The organism is Nocardioides ginkgobilobae (assembly GCF_054781275.1).
On record NZ_BAAGUS010000006.1, the window covers coordinates 172,746 to 188,169 of the forward strand.

At 74.3% G+C, this 15,424-nt stretch carries 17 protein-coding genes; 12 read left to right on the forward strand and 5 right to left on the reverse strand.

All coding sequences use genetic code 11. The features are described from left to right. Window positions 1–18 precede the first annotated feature (18 nt). Window positions 19–1,206 (reverse strand): lytic transglycosylase domain-containing protein, encoded by a 1,188-nt coding sequence (locus ACYVID_RS08250; protein ID WP_460736219.1) that lies wholly within the window; start codon window positions 1,204–1,206, stop codon window positions 19–21. A 366-nt stretch (window positions 1,207–1,572) separates the two neighbouring features. Between ACYVID_RS08250 and hemL the strand changes: the two genes are divergently transcribed. The 7 genes from hemL (at window position 1,573) to ACYVID_RS08285 (ending at window position 8,095) form a co-directional block, all read left to right on the forward strand. Further along, a complete protein-coding gene (hemL, locus tag ACYVID_RS08255; protein WP_460736278.1) occupies window positions 1,573–2,856 on the forward strand; it encodes a glutamate-1-semialdehyde 2,1-aminomutase in 1,284 nt (427 codons plus the stop codon). Continuing rightward, entirely contained in the window at window positions 2,853–3,527 is a 675-nt protein-coding gene (locus ACYVID_RS08260) for a histidine phosphatase family protein (RefSeq protein ID WP_460736221.1), read from the forward strand. Before hemL ends, ACYVID_RS08260 begins: the two co-directional genes overlap by 4 nt. 1 nt (window position 3,528) lies before the next feature. Continuing rightward, the gene (locus ACYVID_RS08265) at window positions 3,529–4,164 is read left to right on the forward strand and encodes a TlpA family protein disulfide reductase (protein WP_460736223.1); all 636 of its coding nucleotides are present in this window, start codon (window positions 3,529–3,531) and stop codon (window positions 4,162–4,164) included. After that, on the forward strand, window positions 4,157–4,924 hold the full coding sequence (locus ACYVID_RS08270) for a cytochrome c biogenesis CcdA family protein (protein WP_300643969.1): 768 nt from the start codon (window positions 4,157–4,159) through the stop codon (window positions 4,922–4,924). The genes ACYVID_RS08265 and ACYVID_RS08270 overlap by 8 nt, the downstream gene beginning before the upstream one ends. Beyond that, window positions 4,921–6,537 carry a cytochrome c biogenesis protein ResB gene (resB, locus tag ACYVID_RS08275; RefSeq protein WP_460736226.1) on the forward strand — a complete coding sequence of 539 codons (1,617 nt, stop codon included), beginning with the start codon at window positions 4,921–4,923 and terminating at the stop codon, window positions 6,535–6,537. The genes ACYVID_RS08270 and resB overlap by 4 nt, the downstream gene beginning before the upstream one ends. After that, on the forward strand, window positions 6,534–7,556 hold the full coding sequence (gene ccsB / locus ACYVID_RS08280; RefSeq protein ID WP_460736228.1) for a c-type cytochrome biogenesis protein CcsB: 1,023 nt from the start codon (window positions 6,534–6,536) through the stop codon (window positions 7,554–7,556). Before resB ends, ccsB begins: the two co-directional genes overlap by 4 nt. A gap of 110 nt (window positions 7,557–7,666) precedes the next feature. Next, window positions 7,667–8,095, forward strand: coding sequence for a sensor histidine kinase (locus tag ACYVID_RS08285; protein ID WP_460736230.1), 429 nt, complete (start codon window positions 7,667–7,669; stop codon window positions 8,093–8,095). Between the two features lie 71 nt (window positions 8,096–8,166). On the opposite strand, the gene ACYVID_RS08290 is transcribed toward ACYVID_RS08285, so the two are convergent. Beyond that, window positions 8,167–8,403 carry a PLD nuclease N-terminal domain-containing protein gene (locus ACYVID_RS08290; protein WP_460736232.1) on the reverse strand — a complete coding sequence of 79 codons (237 nt, stop codon included), beginning with the start codon at window positions 8,401–8,403 and terminating at the stop codon, window positions 8,167–8,169. 124 nt (window positions 8,404–8,527) lie between these two features. Between ACYVID_RS08290 and ACYVID_RS08295 the strand changes: the two genes are divergently transcribed. Then, entirely contained in the window at window positions 8,528–8,788 is a 261-nt protein-coding gene (locus ACYVID_RS08295; protein WP_460736234.1) for a DUF4229 domain-containing protein, read from the forward strand. Between the two features lie 96 nt (window positions 8,789–8,884). On the opposite strand, the gene ACYVID_RS08300 is transcribed toward ACYVID_RS08295, so the two are convergent. Next, window positions 8,885–9,757, reverse strand: coding sequence for a 1,4-dihydroxy-2-naphthoate polyprenyltransferase (locus tag ACYVID_RS08300; RefSeq protein WP_460736236.1), 873 nt, complete (start codon window positions 9,755–9,757; stop codon window positions 8,885–8,887). 102 nt (window positions 9,758–9,859) lie between these two features. Here ACYVID_RS08300 and ACYVID_RS08305 point away from each other — a divergent pair, with 102 nt between their 5' ends. From ACYVID_RS08305 to menD, 3 genes are read left to right on the forward strand one after another with little or no spacing between them, the layout of a single operon-like run. After that, window positions 9,860–10,957 carry an AMP-binding protein gene (locus ACYVID_RS08305; protein WP_460736238.1) on the forward strand — a complete coding sequence of 366 codons (1,098 nt, stop codon included), beginning with the start codon at window positions 9,860–9,862 and terminating at the stop codon, window positions 10,955–10,957. After that, window positions 10,954–11,904: an o-succinylbenzoate synthase gene (locus ACYVID_RS08310; protein ID WP_460736240.1), complete on the forward strand. Its 951-nt coding sequence runs from the start codon at window positions 10,954–10,956 to the stop codon at window positions 11,902–11,904. Before ACYVID_RS08305 ends, ACYVID_RS08310 begins: the two co-directional genes overlap by 4 nt. After that, complete coding sequence (menD, locus tag ACYVID_RS08315; RefSeq protein ID WP_460736242.1) at window positions 11,901–13,508, forward strand: 2-succinyl-5-enolpyruvyl-6-hydroxy-3-cyclohexene-1-carboxylate synthase; 1,608 nt, start codon at window positions 11,901–11,903, stop codon at window positions 13,506–13,508. The genes ACYVID_RS08310 and menD overlap by 4 nt, the downstream gene beginning before the upstream one ends. A gap of 30 nt (window positions 13,509–13,538) precedes the next feature. Here menD and ACYVID_RS08320 read toward each other — a convergent pair whose 3' ends face one another. Then, on the reverse strand, window positions 13,539–14,384 hold the full coding sequence (locus ACYVID_RS08320) for an NAD(P)H-binding protein (RefSeq protein ID WP_460736244.1): 846 nt from the start codon (window positions 14,382–14,384) through the stop codon (window positions 13,539–13,541). A gap of 34 nt (window positions 14,385–14,418) precedes the next feature. After that, a complete protein-coding gene (locus ACYVID_RS08325) occupies window positions 14,419–14,619 on the reverse strand; it encodes a hypothetical protein (RefSeq protein WP_460736246.1) in 201 nt (66 codons plus the stop codon). Between the two features lie 56 nt (window positions 14,620–14,675). Here ACYVID_RS08325 and ACYVID_RS08330 point away from each other — a divergent pair, with 56 nt between their 5' ends. Continuing rightward, a complete protein-coding gene (locus ACYVID_RS08330; RefSeq protein WP_460736248.1) occupies window positions 14,676–15,314 on the forward strand; it encodes an MBL fold metallo-hydrolase in 639 nt (212 codons plus the stop codon). Window positions 15,315–15,424: the final 110 nt, after the last annotated feature.

Consider the following 15,424-nt stretch of genomic DNA (forward strand, 5'->3'; position numbering starts at 1 on the left):
CGGTGTTGCGTGGTGGCCCTACTTGCCCATGTAGTCCTCGACGCACTGGTCGAAGGGGTCGCCCTGCTTGAGGATGTTGTCGATGTAGCCGTCGAGGGTGCACTGGAGCACCGCCTGGGCGTAGGAGAGGGTCTCGTCGACGACGGTGACGCCGGTGGTGGGCAGCGTCGGGAGCGGGACCTTGGGGCCGCCGGGGATGAGGCCGCCGCCGCCACCGCCACCGCCGCCGGTCACGGGGGTGCCGGGCTGCGGCGCGGGCTCCTCCGAGGGCTCCTCGGTCGGCTGCTCCGCGGACTCGGAGACCTCCTGCGAGGGCTGGCCGCCACCCTGGTTGCTGGTGTCGTCCTTGACCGGCGCCGGGGTGAACTTCGGGTCCGGGGCGATCATCGGGGCGGCCGAGACCGAGGTGGGGACCGAGGTGAAGTCACCCGAGGCGTAGGCGTCCATGATCGACAGGACCAGCTCGACGTAGTCGAAGGAGTTGTTGTAGCGGTAGACCGCCTTCTCCTGGCCGGCGGTGGTCGACAGGTCGTCGCCGCCGGAGCAGAGGTAGACCGCGGAGGCCAGGGCGGCGTCGTCGATGTCCTGGGGGTTGCGCTGGGCGTCGCCGTCGGCGTCCACGCCCACGACCGACCAGGTCGAGGGGATGAACTGCATCGGGCCTACCGCGCGGTCCCAGCGGGAGTCGTTGTCGAGCTGGCCGCCGTCGGTGTCGGAGATGGCGCGCGTGCCCTTGGTGCCGTCGAGCGGGATGCCGAAGATGCCCGGGGTGGCCACGCCGTCGTCGTCGAGGACGCTCCCGGCGTACCGACCGTGGTTGGACTCCACCCGGCCGATGGCCGCGACGAGCTGCCAGGTCAGGTTGCAGGACTTGTCCGCGGAGTTGATGACGGTCTCGGCGCGCTGGTAGGCGGCCAGGGCTGCGGCCGGGATCGCGGCGGTGGAGGCGCTCGAGACGACCTGGGCGGCCTTGCCGCCGGTCAGCTGGCCGGCCAGCGTGGAGGAGGAGACCGAGGCGGGGGCCTCGATGGCCTCGGACGGGACGGAGGTGCCGTCGGGCAGCACCGCGGGCGCCTGGTCGGTGCCGGCCGCGACGGTGGCGACCGTCGGTGCCGAGACCAGGCTCGCGGTCCATGCCGCCGACACGAGCGCCAGCGGCACGAGCGCGGTGCCCTTCTGCCAGCGTCCGGTGCGCTGTCCTGCCATGCTTCGTCTCCCCAGGTGTGTCTGTGCGGTCGGTGCTCCCTCAAGCACGTGTGTGACGGTCCTAACGAAGGGTGTCACGCCTGAGTTACGCCTGCACTGCGTTGTCTGCCAATCGGACAACTAGCCTGCCCGCCACCTATGACGGCGAAACGGCCTGTCGGTGCGGGAGATGAGCCGTGGTCTGGACCACTCGGGGCTCCGGGTGGTCGAGGGGACGTCCGGGCCAGGCCCGCGACCGACCCGGCCGACGGGCGTGACGTGGCCCACCGCACGCCGCCCCGACTGGGGTGGCGCCCGGTGCTCGGGGATGATGAAGCAGTGAGCACCTTCGAGCGCCCGGACGCAGCCCCCGCCTCCCGAGCACTGATGCAGCGTGCCCACGCGGTGACCCCGGGCGGGGTCAACTCGCCGGTCCGCGCGTTCAACGCGGTCGGCGGTTCCCCGCGCTTCATCCGCTCCGCGTCCGGCCCTTGGCTGACCGACGTCGACGGCAACCGGTACGTCGACCTCATCTGCTCGTGGGGGCCGATGCTCCTGGGGCACGCCCACCCGGAGGTCCAGGCCGCGGTCCAGGCCGCGGTGGCCCGGGGCACGTCGTACGGCACCCCGACCGAGCCCGAGGTCGAGCTGGCCGAGGAGATCGTGGCCCGCACGTCGGTGGAGCGGGTCCGCTTCGTCTCCTCCGGCACCGAGGCCACCATGTCGGCGATCCGGCTCGCCCGCGGCTTCACCGGTCGCGACGTGGTCGTGAAGTTCGCCGGCTGCTACCACGGGCACGTCGACGCGCTGCTGGCCTCGGCCGGCTCCGGCCTGATCACCTTTGCGCTCCCCGGCACCCCGGGCGTCCCGGCCTCCTCGACCGAGCTGACGCTGGTGCTGCCCTACAACGACCGCGCGGCCGTCGAGCAGGTCTTCGCCGAGCACGGTGACCGGATCGCCTGCCTGGTCACCGAGGCCGCCCCCGGCAACATGGGCGTCGTCCCGCCCGACCCCGGCTTCAACAACTTCCTCGCCGAGACCTGCGCGGAGCACGGAGCGCTCTTCGTCTCCGACGAGGTGATGACCGGCTTCCGCGTCACACGCGAGGGGCAGTGGGGCCTGGATGGCAGGCCCGAGGGCTGGCGCCCCGACCTGGTCACCTTCGGCAAGGTGATGGGTGGTGGCTTCCCGGCCGCGGCCTTCGGCGGTCGTGCCGACGTGATGTCCCACCTCGCGCCGGAGGGGCCGGTCTACCAGGCCGGCACGCTCTCCGGGAACCCGATCGCCACGACCGCCGGCCTGGCCACGCTGCGGCTTGCGACGCAGGACGTCTACGACCACATCGGCAGCGCGGCCGACACCATTAAGGCCGCCGCCACCGAGGCGCTGAGCGCCGCCGGCGTCGCGCACACCGTGCAGTCCACCGGCACGATGTTCTCCGTCTTCCTCTGCGAGGGTCCGGTGCGCGACTTCACCGACGCCTCCCGCACCGACACCACGGCGTACGCCGCGTTCTTCCACTCCATGCTCGACGCGGGTGTCTACCTGCCGCCGTCGGCGTACGAGGCCTGGTTCCTGTCCTCCGCCCACGACGAGGAGGCCGTGCAGACGGTGCTCGACGCCCTGCCCGCTGCCGCCCGTGCGGCCGCCGCCGCTGGAGGTGCCGCGTGACCAGCGAGACGATCGTCCACCTGCTGCGCCACGGCGAGGTCCACAACCCCGACGGCATCCTCTACGGCCGGCGCGACGGGTTCCACCTCTCCGACCTCGGCCGCCGGATGGCCGAGCGGGTCGCCGACACCATCGCCGACCGGGACATCGTCCACCTGGTCACGTCCCCGCTCGACCGCACCCGCGAGACGATCGCGCCGCTGGCGGCCGTGCGCGGGCTCGAGGTGCACGCCGATCCCCGTGTCATCGAGTCGACCAACGTCTTCGAGGGCGAGACCTTCGGGGCCGGCAGGAGCGCCCTGAGGAAGCCCAGCGCCTGGCGCCATCTGTGGAACCCCTTCCGGCCCTCGTGGGGCGAGCCCTACAAGCAGGTCGTGGCCCGGATGACCGAGGCGCTGCAGGACGCCCGCGCCGCGGCCGAGGGCCACGAGGCCGTGGTCGTCTCCCACCAGCTGCCCATCTGGATCACCCGGCTCTCCCTCGAGGGCCGCCCCTTCCTCCACGACCCGCGCAAGCGCCAGTGCACGCTCTGCTCGCTGACCTCGATCCACTTCCGCGGCGACCGGATCACCTCGCTGACCTACTCCGAGCCGGCCGGCGACCTGATCCCCGTCGGCGACAAGGGCGCGCCGTTCTCCGCCGGAGGCGCCCCCGAGGAGCGCCGTCCCTGACATGCGCCGCACCCCCCGGACCCTGCTCGCCGCCGTCCTGCTGCCTGCCTCGCTGTTGCTGGCCGGCTGCTCCGACCTCGTCGGCACCGGCGAGCTCGACTACGTCCCCGGCAACGGCGGCGTCGTCGAGTTCGACGCCGAGGACCGCCAGCCGCCGGTCGAGCTCGGCGGCGAGACGACCACGGGCGAGGAGTACACCTTCACGCCCGGGACGGTCACCGTGGTGAACGTCTGGTGGAGCGGCTGCGGGCCGTGCATCAAGGAGATGCCGATGCTCACCGAGCTCTACGACGCCTACGACGGCGACGTGGACTTCCTCGGCATCAACATCCAGGACACCAGCGCCGCCAACGCCCGGGCGTTCGAGATCGACCGCGAGGTCGACTACCCCTCGATCTACGACCCCAACGGCAACGCCCTGCTCGCCTTCACCGGCCGCACGGCGCCACGTGCGACCCCGACCACCCTGGTGCTGGACGAGGACGGCGTCGTGGTCTCGCTGATCAACGGCGAGATCCCGAGCCGCACCACCCTCACCGACCTGGTCGAGGACGCCGGCGGCCCGCCCGCGCCCCCGCCCGCCACGTCCACCTCCGAGGACGCCTCCGGGGAGCCTTCCGGGAGCACCGATGGGTGAGTGGCTCGAGGCCACGACCCTGTCCGGGTCGTTGGTGCTGGCCGTCCCGGTGGCCGTGCTCGCCGGGCTGGTCTCCTTCTTCTCCCCGTGCGTGCTGCCGCTGCTGCCGGGCTACCTCTCCTACGCCACGGGCCTGTCGGGCGCCGACCTCGCCTCCGGCGAGGTGCGCCGGGGCCGGATGGTCGCGGGGTCGGTGCTCTTCGTCCTCGGTTTCACCGTCGTCTTCGTCATCCTGGGTGCGGCCGTCGGCGGCATGCGCACCTGGCTGCTGGTCAACAAGCAGGCCCTCGACGTCGGGCTCGGGATCTTCTCGATCGTGCTCGGGCTGGCCTTCATCGGCGTCTTCGCCAAGGCCCTCCCCTGGCTCCAGCGCGACCTGCGCATCCACAAGGTGCCCGCGGTCGGCCTGGCCGCCGCCCCGGTCCTCGGCTTCCTCTTCGGCCTGGGCTGGACCCCCTGCATCGGCCCGACCCTGGGCGTGATCCTCGGCCTGGGGTACGACGAGGGCACGGCCGGGCGCGCCGCGCTGCTGCTGGCCTTCTACTCCCTGGGCCTCGGCGTGCCGTTCGTGCTGGCGGGCTTCGCCTGGCGCCGCGCCCTCACGGCCGTCGCCTTCGTGCGTCGGCACCAGCAGTGGGTGACCAGGACCGGTGGCGGCATGCTCGTCCTGGTCGGCGTGCTGCTCGTGACGGGGCTGTGGGACCAGGCCGTGACCTGGATCCAGATCCAGCTCGTCAGCGACTTCGAGGTGGCCGTGTGAGCACCGACCAGCAGCAACGCCCCGCCGCGGCACCCGACCCCGGGGTCCGCCGCGCCGGCGAGCTCGACGCCCGCGAGCTGGGCCGCTACGTGTGGCGCCAGCTGACCTCGATGCGCACCGCCCTCGTGCTCCTGCTGCTGCTCGCGCTCGCCGCGGTGCCCGGCTCGATCATCCCGCAGGAGAGCGTCGACTCCTTCGGCGCGCGGCAGTGGAAGGAGCAGCACGAGACGCTCACGCCGATCTACGAGCGGCTCGGGCTCTTCGACGTCTACGGCTCGGCGTGGTTCGCGGCCGTCTACGTCCTGCTCATGGTCAGCCTGGTCGGCTGCATCCTGCCGCGCACCAAGCACTACTGGCGCGCGGCCCGCGCGGTCCCGCCCCGGGCACCCCGCCACCTCGACCGGCTGCCCGACCACACGTCGTACGTCGTCGCGGCGACGCCGGAGCAGGTGCTCGAGGCCGCCCGCGCCGAGCTGCGCCGTCGGCGCTACCGGCTGCGGCCGGCCCAGGACGGCGAGGAGCTGACGGTCGCCGCCGAGCGTGGCTACCTCCGCGAGGCCGGCAACCTGCTCTTCCACCTCTCGGTGATCGTGGTGCTGGTGGGCTTCGCCATGGGCGGGCTGCTCGGCTACAAGGGCGGCGTGATCCTGCTGGAGGGCCAGGGCTTCTCCAACAACCTCACGCAGTACGACGACTTCGTGCCCGGCTCGCTGTTCACCGCCGACGAGATGGAGCCCTTCTCCTTCGACGTCGACCGCTTCGACGTCGAGTGGCTGACCGAGGGGCCGGGGCAGGGGCAGGCCCAGGGCTTCGAGGCCGGTCTGACCTACCGCACCGCCCCCGGCGAGCAGGACCGCACCTACGACCTGCGGGTCAACCACCCGCTGCGGATCGGCGACAGCGAGGTCTTCCTCGTCGGCCACGGCTACGCGCCGGTCATCACGGTGCGCGGCGGCGACGGCGAGGTCGCCTACTCCGGCCCGACGGTCTTCCTGCCCCAGGACGCCAGCTTCTTCTCCTTCGGCGTCGTCAAGGCGCTGGCAGCCGAGCCGCAGGCGATCGGGCTGGAGGGGTTCTTCTACCCCTTCTTCGCCAGCGTCGACGGCGACCCCTTCAACGTCATGGGCGACGACCAGAACCCGGTCGTCTCGGTCAACGTCTACACCGGCGACCTCGGCCTGGAGGACGGCGAGTCCCAGTCGGTCTACATCCTCGACAAGGAGAACGCCACGCAGCTCGAGCGTGAGGACGGCCGACCGCTGCGGCTGGACCTCGCCGTCGGCGACACCGTCGAGCTGCCCGACGGCCTGGGGTCGGTGACCTTCGAGTCGGTCACGCCCTGGGTGCGCGTGCAGGTCAGCCAGACCCCTGGCAAGGGCATCGCCCTCGGCGGCGTGGTGCTGGCGCTGGTGGGCCTGTGCGGCTCGCTGTTCATCCGGCCCCGGCGCGTGTGGCTGCGCGTCGCCGCCGTGCCCGACGGCGAGGACGGCGGCGGCACGCGCGTCGACCTCGCCGCCCTGGACCGCTCGGGTGGTGGCGACACCGCCGCCGTGGTCGACGACCTGCGCCTGGCTATCGTGGAGGCGCTCCACCCCACACAGGAGGACCGATGACGCAGACCGCCTGGGAGGCGCTCTCGAACCAGGCCATCGCCGCTGCCGGCGTGGTCTACTTCCTCGCCCTGCTCGCCCACCTGGCCGAGTGGTCGCTGCTGCGCAAGGTGCCCGTGGAGGCCACGGCCCGGTCCGAGGCGCGCGAGCCGGTCGCCGTGGGTGCCGGAGCACCGGTCGACCCGCCGGTCTCCGTGACCCCCGACGAGCGCACGACGGAGCGGGTCGCGATGTCGGCCCGCCTCGGTCTGCTGCTCACCGTGCTCGCCGCCGCGGTCCACCTGGTGGCGCTGGTCGCCCGGGGCATGGCCGCCGAGCCCGCCCGCGTGCCGTGGGGCAACATGTACGAGTTCACGATCTCCGGCACCTTCGTCGTCGCTGCGCTCTACCTCGCCACGCGCAAGCGTTTCGGCCTCGCGTGGATGGCCCCGATCGTGGTCGGCGTGGTCCTGGCGCTGCTGATGGTCGCCGTCATCTGGCTCTACCAGCCCGTCGGTCCGCTGCGCGAGGCGCTGAACTCCTACTGGCTGGTCATCCACGTCGTCTCCGCGATCATCGCCACCGGCGCCTTCACCCTCGGCGGCATCGCCTCGACGCTGTTCCTGCTCAAGGACCGCGCCGAGCGTCGTGGGACGGCCACCGCCACGGGCTACCTCGCCCGGGTGCCCTCGACGGCCGTGCTGGACCGGGTGTCCTACCGGATGCACGCCTTCGCCTTCCCCGTGTGGACCTTCGCCGTGCTCATCACCGGCCCGATCTGGGCTCACGAGGCCTGGGCGTCCTACTGGTCGTGGGACCCCAAGGAGGTCTGGGCCTTCATCACCTGGGTCGTGTACGCCGCCTACCTCCACGCCCGCGCCACCGCCGGCTGGAAGGGCCGCAACGCCGCGATCCTCGCCCTCGTCGGCATGGCGACCCTGTGGTTCAACTTCATCGGCATCAACTACTTCTCCACCTCCTCGATGCACTCCTACGCCGACGCGGCGGTCATCGCGCCGGCGGAGGTCCCCGTCGTCGACTGACCGTCGACCGACCCGGGCCGGGCTCCCGGCACCGCTCCACCCGACCAGCGGCCGGCCACCTCGGTGGCCGGCCGCTGGCGTGCGTGGGGGCATGTCTGGGGACGTGGGCCGTGGAGGTGGCCGCGCTGCTGGCGCGCCTGCACCACGGCGCCCAGCGGCTGGACCGGATGGTGGCCAACCTCCTGCTGCACGCGACCTCCCGCGACCGGGCGCTGCAGCACCTCATGGACAACCTGGTCGGCAACGCAGTGAAGTTCGTGCCTGCCGGTGTCGAGCCGCGCGTCGTCGTGAGCGGGACCCAGGCCGGCGGCGTCGTGGACGTGACCGTGACCGACAACGGCATCGGCATCCCGGTGGGCATGCGCGAGCAGGTCTTCCAGCGCTTCGAGCAGGTGCCCGGCACGGGACTCGGCGGCACCGGGATGGGCCTGTCGATCTGTCGCACCATCGTGCAGCGCCACGGCGGCAGGATCACCGTCGGTGACGGTCCCGACGGGGTCGGGACCAGCTTCAGGGTCCGTCTCCCCGCGGCGGGGTGACCAAGGACCCTGAGGCCGTCCGGAGTCCCTCCGGGAGGATGGGAGGAGGGAGCGGGGGTCGGGGTCGCGGGCTAGGAGCCCGCAGGACCGTCCTCCTCCTCGCCGTGCGGCTTGCGCCGGTCGAGGTCGCGCAGGAAGTCCTCGTCGTCGTCGGGTGCGATGACCCGGGGCCTCGGCGGCTTGGGCGGCCGCTTCGGACCACCCCTGCCGAGGGACCTGCCCAGCGCGGACGCACCGCCTTGGGACGCCCGTACGACGAGGTAGACCGCCACCGCGACCAGCGCCACCACGAGCAGGATCTTGAGCACGCCTCCACTGTAGGTCGCGCCCGGTGAGGGCGACCGCGGTCGCGGGCCACCCCAGGCGCCGGCCGGGCCCGCCGGCGCGAGCGCACGCGTGGGGCTACCCCGGGGCCCGACTACCCTGGAGCCCGTGAAGGAGTTCGTCGTCTACACCGGTCTGCGCATCCTGCTCTTCGTCGCCTCCCTCGGCGTGGTCCTGGGGATCTGGGTGCCCCTCGCCGGCGAGGCCAACCTGCTGTGGGCCTTCGTCATCGCCCTGGTCGTCAGCGGCGTCGGCTCCTACTTCCTGCTCAACGGTCCCCGCGAGGCGCTCGCCCAGCGGGTCGACGCCCGGGCGCGCGCGGCCACCAGCCGCTTCGAGGAGATGCGCGCCAAGGAGGACCAGGACTGACCGACTCCTGGGCCCGCCGAGCCGGCGCGTTGTTCCGGAAGGATCCGCCCGCTCGGCCACGTGACCGCGGCCCCGGCCAGGCGAGGTCGGGTCAGGTCAGACCAGGAGGAGCGGTACGCCGGCCAGCACCGCCCAGACCAGCTGGGCCACCCCGGTCGACTGGAGCACCGGCACCAGCGCGGGCCCCGTGGCTCCACCCAGGACGGTCCGCAGCCCCGGCAGCGCCGGCAGCACGAAGCCGAGCCCCAGCAGGGCCCAGCCGCTCGTGGTGAGGGCCAGCCCGACCACGGCCGCCCCGGCGGCGGCCACGAGCCCGGCGTACAGGCCCCGGGTGGCGCGGTCGCCGAGCAGCACCGCGAGGGTGCGCTTGCCCGCCAGGGTGTCGGTCGGGATGTCGCGCAGGTTGTTGACGACCAGGATCGCGCAGGCCAGCGCCCCGATGCCGATGGCCGCCCACAGGGCGGCGACCTCCCACGTGCGGGTCTGGACGTAGGTCGTGCCGACGACCGCCACCAGGCCGAAGAAGACGAAGACCATGACCTCGCCGAGACCGAGGTAGCCGTAGGGGCGCGCGCCGCCGGTGTAGAACCAGCCAGCCGCCACGCAGACGGCGCCGACCGCGACCAGCCACCAGGCGGTGGCCGCGGCGAGCGCCAGGCCGGCGACCGCGGCGACCCCGAAGGAGAGGAACGCCGCGCGCTTCACCGCGGACGCGCTCGCCGCGCCGGAGCCGACCAGCCGCATCGGACCGACCCGGTCGTCGTCGGTGCCCCGCACTCCGTCGGAGTAGTCGTTGGCGTAGTTCACGCCCACCTGGAGGGCCAGGCTCACGACCAGGGCCAGGGCCGCCCGCCACCACACCGGCTCGGCGACGTACGCCGCCACCGCGGTGCCTGCGAGCACCGGGGAGACCGCCGCGGGGAGGGTCCGGGGCCGCGAGCCGGCCAGCCACTGTCCAGGAGTCGCCACGAGGGGCCATTCAACACGCACGTCCTAGGAGCCTGCTGGACAAGGCGGCCATCACGGCGCGCAGCAGGCCGGATCGTCCAGCAGTCTCCTAGGCTCGGGGCCATGGACCTCACGGGGAGCACGGCCGAGGCCGTGCGCGCCCTCACGGGTTGGTTGGAGCGCGACGACGACGAGCCGCTCGTCATCGCCACGTCCGGCTCGACCGGGCGGCCCAAGCGGGTCGTCCTGGGCCGGGAGGCGGTGCTGGCCTCGGTGCGGGCCAGCCGGTCGCGCGTCGGGGCGGAGGGCGCCTGGCTGCTGACCCTGCCCGCGACGTACGTCGCCGGCGCCCAGGTGGTGGCCCGTTCCTGGCTCGCCGGGCACGCGCCAGTGCTGGCCGAGGAGCACGGTTCGTTCGCCGAGGCGACCGCCGCGCTGATGCGCGCCCACCCGACCGCGGACCGCTTCACCTCGCTCGTGCCGACCCAGCTGCACCGGATGCTCGGCGGCGGCGACGGCGGCGGCGACGGCGACGGGGGCCGGCCCGCGCACAGCACCCCCGACGACGTCTGGGCGCTGCGCACCTTCCACACCGTCCTGCTCGGCGGCGGGCCGGTCGACCCCGCGCTGCGGGCGCGGGCCGAGGCGGCCGGGGTGCGGGTCGTGGCGACGTACGGCGCGGCCGAGACGGCGGGCGGCTGCGTCTACGACGGGCACCCGCTCGACGGGGTCGCCGTCGCGCTCGGGCCCTCGGGGCGGATCCGGCTGGCCGGGCCGACGCTCTTCAGCGGGTACGACGGCGACCCGGCGCTCACCGCCGAGGTCCTCGTCGACGGTTGGTTCCACACTGCCGACGCCGGGCGCCTCGACGACGATGGGCGGCTGCACGTGCTGGGCCGGGTCGACGACGTGGTCGTGACCGGCGGCGTCAACGTGCCGGGTCCCGCCGTCGCGGCGCGGCTGCGCGAGCACCCCGACCTGCTCGCCGCCGAGGTGCTGGGCGTCCCCGACGAGGAGTGGGGCCGCCGGCTGGTCGCCTTCGTCGTCGCGCGGTCGCCCGGCCGGGTCCCCTCGACCCAGGAGCTGCGCGACTGGGTGGCCGAGCAACGACCGCGCTCGTGGGCGCCGCGCCAGGTCCTCGCGGTGCCGGAGATCCCGCTGCTCGCCAACGGCAAGCCCGACCGGGTCGCGCTGGTCGCGCTGGCGGGGGAACCGTCGTGAGGATCGTCTCGATCCCGATGCGCACCCGCTTCCGGGGCATCACCGTCCGCGAGCTCGCGCTCGTCGAGGGCGCGACGGGGTGGGGGGAGTGGAGCCCCTTCCTGGAGTACCCGCCCGAGGTCGCCGAGCCCTGGCTGCGCTGCGCCGAGGAGGCGGCGGCCGGGGACTGGCCCGACCCGGTGCGCGACTCGGTCCCCGTCAACACCACGGTGCCGGCCGTCGGCGCCGAGCAGGCGCACGCGCTGGTCGCAGCGTCCGGTTGCCGCACCGCCAAGGTCAAGGTCGCCGAGCCCGGGCAGGCCGAGGGCGAGGACGAGGCCCGGCTCGAGGCGGTCCGCGACGCCCTGGGCCCCGACGGCGCGGTGCGGATCGACGTCAACGGCCTGTGGGACGTCGACACCGCGCTGCGCCGGTTGCCGGTCCTCGACCGCGCGGCCGGCGGGCTGGAGTACGTCGAGCAGCCGTGCACCGAGGTCGCCGACCTCGCCGTCGTACGACGTCGGCAGCACGTGCCCGTCGCGGCCGACGAGTCCATCCGCCGGGCCGCGGACCCCTACCTCGTGCGCGACCTCGAGGCCGCCGACGTGGCCGTGCTCAAGGTGCAGCCGCTGGGCGGGGTGCGGGCGTGCCTGCGGATCGCGGAGGACATCGGGCTGCCGGTCGTCGTGTCCTCGGCGCTGGAGTCCTCCGTCGGCATCGCCGCCGGGGTGGCGCTGGCCGCGGCGCTGCCCGAGCTGCACCACGCCTGCGGCCTGGCCACGGTGTCGCTGCTGACCGACGACGTCGTCGAGCAACCGTTGCTCCCGGTCGACGGGGCGCTGCCCGTGGGCCGACCGGTCGTCGTGCCCGCGGCCCTGGACCGGCTGGGCGCCGCACCCGACCGGGTGGCGTACTGGGAGGCACGGCTGGCCGCGGTGCGGGCGCTGCGGCAGGATCGCCGCTCGTGACCGCCGACCCCCAGGAGCTCGAGCCCAGCACCGCCACCGCCCGGGCCGTGGTCACCGCACTGCTCGACGCCGGGGTCCGCGACGTCGTCGTGGCGCCCGGGTCGCGCAACGCCCCGCTCTCCTTCGCCCTCTGGGACGCTGCGCGAGCCGGCCTGCTGCGGCTCCACACCCGCATCGACGAGCGCTCTGCCGGCTTCCTGGCCCTGGGTCTGGCCAAGAACGGCGCCCGCGCCGCGGTCACCTGCACCTCCGGGACGGCCGTGGCCAACCTCCACCCGGCGGTGCTCGAGGCCGCCCACGCGGGGGTCCCGCTGCTCGCGGTGACCGCCGACCGACCCGCCCGGCTCCGGGGCACGGGAGCCAACCAGACCACCGACCAGGCCGGGGTCTTCGGCCCGCTGGTGCCCCACCGCGACCTCGGCCCGGGGGAGGAGGTGCCGCCGCTGGACGGCCTGCTGCACCTCAACGTCCGCTTCGACGACCCGCTCGTCCCGGCACGGCCGTGGACGGACCTGCCCGGGGTCGAGGACCCGCCGCGGGTCAAGCACGCCTGGCGCGGACGCCACCTCGACCTGCTCGACCCCGGGCCGCGCACCGTGGTCGTCGCCGGGGACGACGCCGGCCCGCCCGCCCGGGTGCTCGCCGAGCGCGCCGGGTGGCCGCTGCTGGCCGAGCCCAGCGCCGGGTGCCGCACCGGCACCCACCCCGTCCGCACCTACCGCCTGCTCCTCGCCACCGACCTCGCCGACCGGGTCGAGCGGGTCGTGGTCATGGGTCACCCCACGCTCTCGCGCCCGGTGCAGGGGCTGCTCTCCCGCGAGGACGTCGAGGTGCTCTCGGCACCCACCCCCGGCGTCTGGGCCGCGCGGCCGTTCCGGGTCGACCGAGAGCTGGTCTGGGGCGAGCCGCACCCCGGGCAGCAGGCCGGTGACCCCGCCTGGCTGGAGGAGTGGCGCACCGCCGACCGCTCCGTCTCCGCCCAGCTCGACCGGCTGCTGGCCGACGAGCCGGACCTGACCCCGCACGAGGTCGCGGGGGCGGTCGCTGCCGCCGTACCTCCCGGGGGGCTGCTGGTGGTCGGTCCCTCCAACCCGGTCCGCGACCTCGACCTCATGGTCGCCGGGTGGGCCGTCGGCGACCGCCGCAAGGTGCTCGCCAACCGCGGGCTCGCCGGGATCGACGGCGTGGTCTCCACCGCGATCGGTGCCGCGCTCGCCCGCCCCTGGTCCTCCCGGGCGATCGCGCTCGTGGGCGACGTGACGTTCCTCCACGACGCCAACGGCCTGGTCCTCGGGCCCGACGAGCCGCGCCCCGACCTGACGATCGTCGTGGTCAACGACGACGGCGGCTCGATCTTCGCCGGGCTCGAGCAGGGCGACCCCGCGCACGCCGACCGCTTCGAGCGGGTCTTCGGCACCCCTCACCACGTCGACCTCGCGGCCCTCTGCGCCGCCACCCGCACGCCCCACTGGCGCGTGGAGTCGCTGCCCGAGCTCCAGCAGGCCCTGGCCTCCCCGAACGGCGGCCTCGAGGTCGTCGAGGTCCGGGTGCGCCGCGACAACCGCCGCGACCTCGACGCCCGCATCCGCGCCCTCCGCCCCTGACCCGTCGCGAGGTTGCGCGCGACCCGTCCCTCAGCCCCCGAGCACGTCCTCGAGCCGCAGCGGCGCCCGGCCGAGGACCCGCTCGACGTCGTCGGTGACCCGGGCGCACGAGCCGTCCCGGATCGCGAGGTAGGTGCTGACCCAGGCGGCGAGCTGCCACTCCTCCGCCTCGGGGTACGCCGCCCGCCGGGAGTCCCACGCCTCCTGCTCGGTCTCGTCGGCGAAGACCAGGTCCCTGCCCAGCACCCGGCCGGCGCGCTCCGCGACCTCGGCGAGGGTCAGCGCCTCCGGTCCCGTGAGCTCGTAGGTGCGACCCGCGTGCTCCGCCGGTGCGCGCAGCACGGCGGCGGCGACCGCGGCGACGTCCGACCGGGCCACGGCCGCGACCCGTCCCGTCCCGGCCGGTCCCCGCAGCACCCCGGAGGAGTCCGCGAAGTACGGCAGCACGTCGAGGTAGAAGGAGTCGCGCAGCAGCGTCACCGCCATCCCGGAGGCCGCCAGCGCCTGCTCGGTGTCGTGGTGGTCGCGGGCCAGGGTGAAGGTCGCGTCGGGTGCCGCCCCCTGGAAGCTCGTGTAGACGACGTGCTGCACCCCGGCCTCGGCGGCGGCGGCCACGAACGTGCGGTGCTGCGCCCGGCGGTCGGCCGACTCCGACCCCGAGACCATGAGCAGCGCCTCGACCCCGCGCAACGCCTCGCGGGCGCCGGCGGGGTCGGCGTAGTCGCAGCGCCGCACGTCGGTGTCCACCGCCGGGGCCCGAGCGGGGTCGCGGGCCAGCAGCCGCAGGTCCAGCCGCATGTCCGCGCCGGCGAGCAGCCGCACGACCTCGCCGCCCACGGCCCCCGTCACCCCGGTGATCCCGATCGTCCCTGCCATGCGCCCTCCTCGGCTGCCACGCCCGGCCGGGCGCTCAGCCCAGCATCGTGTGCAGCGCCAGTCCGGCGATCACCCCGGCGGCGAGCAGCCCCGTGACCAGGCGGCCGCGCGATCCGGTGACCGCGCGACCCAGCCCCGACCCGGCAGCTACCAGGAACAGCTGCGCGGCGACCGCCCCGACAGGGACAGCGATGGCCCAGCCGGTGACCAAGCCGGACAGCACCACCTCGCGCACGAGCGGCATCCTGACCCACGCGCGCGTCGTGCACCCAGCCGTTTACCGTGGGCCGCATGCGCCTGACCAAGTTCGGCCACGCCTGCGTCCGCGTCGAGCACGAGGGCACGACGGTGGTCATCGACCCCGGTGCGTTCACGGCCCCCGAGGCCGTCGACGGCGCCGACATCGTGCTCGTGACCCACGTGCACGCCGACCACTGGACCCCCGAGCAGCTGCGCCGCGCGGACGCGCCGGTGCGCACGATCGGCGAGGTCGCGGACGCGATCGCCGCGCAGGCACCCGACCTGGCCGAGCGGGTCGAGCGGGTGCGACCCGGCGACTCCTTCGCCGCCGGCCCGATCGGCGTGGAGGTGGTCAACGAGCACCACGCGGTGATCCACCCCGACTACGACCGGGTGCACAACTCCGGTTACCTGCTGGACGTCGGCGGCACGACCCTGTTCCACCCCGGCGACGCCCTCGACGGCCCGGGCCGGCCCGTCGACCTGCTGCTGGCGCCGGTCTCGGCGCCGTGGCTGAAGATCTCCGAGGCGATCGACTTCGCCCTGGCCGTCGGCGCCGCGCGCACGCTGGCGATCCACGACAAGGTCTACTCCGAGCTGGCTCTCGGCATGGCCGACGGCCACCTGCGGACCTTCCTTGAGCCCCGGGGCCAGGAGTACCTCCGGCTGCCCGACGGCTCGGACCTGTAGCCGCGCCCGGTCCCGGCCGAGCCGTCAGCTGTGAACCGCTGAGCCGTCGGCGGTGGCCGCACCGGGGCAGGAACTGACGGCTCGAGGGTTCGGAAGTGACGGTTCGGCGG

Bases quoted from the DNA above. Each gene is read 5' to 3' on its own strand.
- ACYVID_RS08330 (WP_460736248.1), top strand. From the start codon at position 14,676: ATGCGCCTGACCAAGTTCGGCCACGCCTGCGTCCGCGTCGAGCACGAG.
- ACYVID_RS08305 (WP_460736238.1), top strand. From the start codon at position 9,860: ATGGACCTCACGGGGAGCACGGCCGAGGCCGTGCGCGCCCTCACGGGT.
- ACYVID_RS08320 (WP_460736244.1), bottom strand. From the start codon at position 14,384: ATGGCAGGGACGATCGGGATCACCGGGGTGACGGGGGCCGTGGGCGGC.
- ACYVID_RS08250 (WP_460736219.1), bottom strand. From the start codon at position 1,206: ATGGCAGGACAGCGCACCGGACGCTGGCAGAAGGGCACCGCGCTCGTG.
- hemL (WP_460736278.1), top strand. From the start codon at position 1,573: ATGCAGCGTGCCCACGCGGTGACCCCGGGCGGGGTCAACTCGCCGGTC.
- ACYVID_RS08265 (WP_460736223.1), top strand. From the start codon at position 3,529: ATGCGCCGCACCCCCCGGACCCTGCTCGCCGCCGTCCTGCTGCCTGCC.
- ccsB (WP_460736228.1), top strand. From the start codon at position 6,534: ATGACGCAGACCGCCTGGGAGGCGCTCTCGAACCAGGCCATCGCCGCT.
- ACYVID_RS08270 (WP_300643969.1), top strand. From the start codon at position 4,157: ATGGGTGAGTGGCTCGAGGCCACGACCCTGTCCGGGTCGTTGGTGCTG.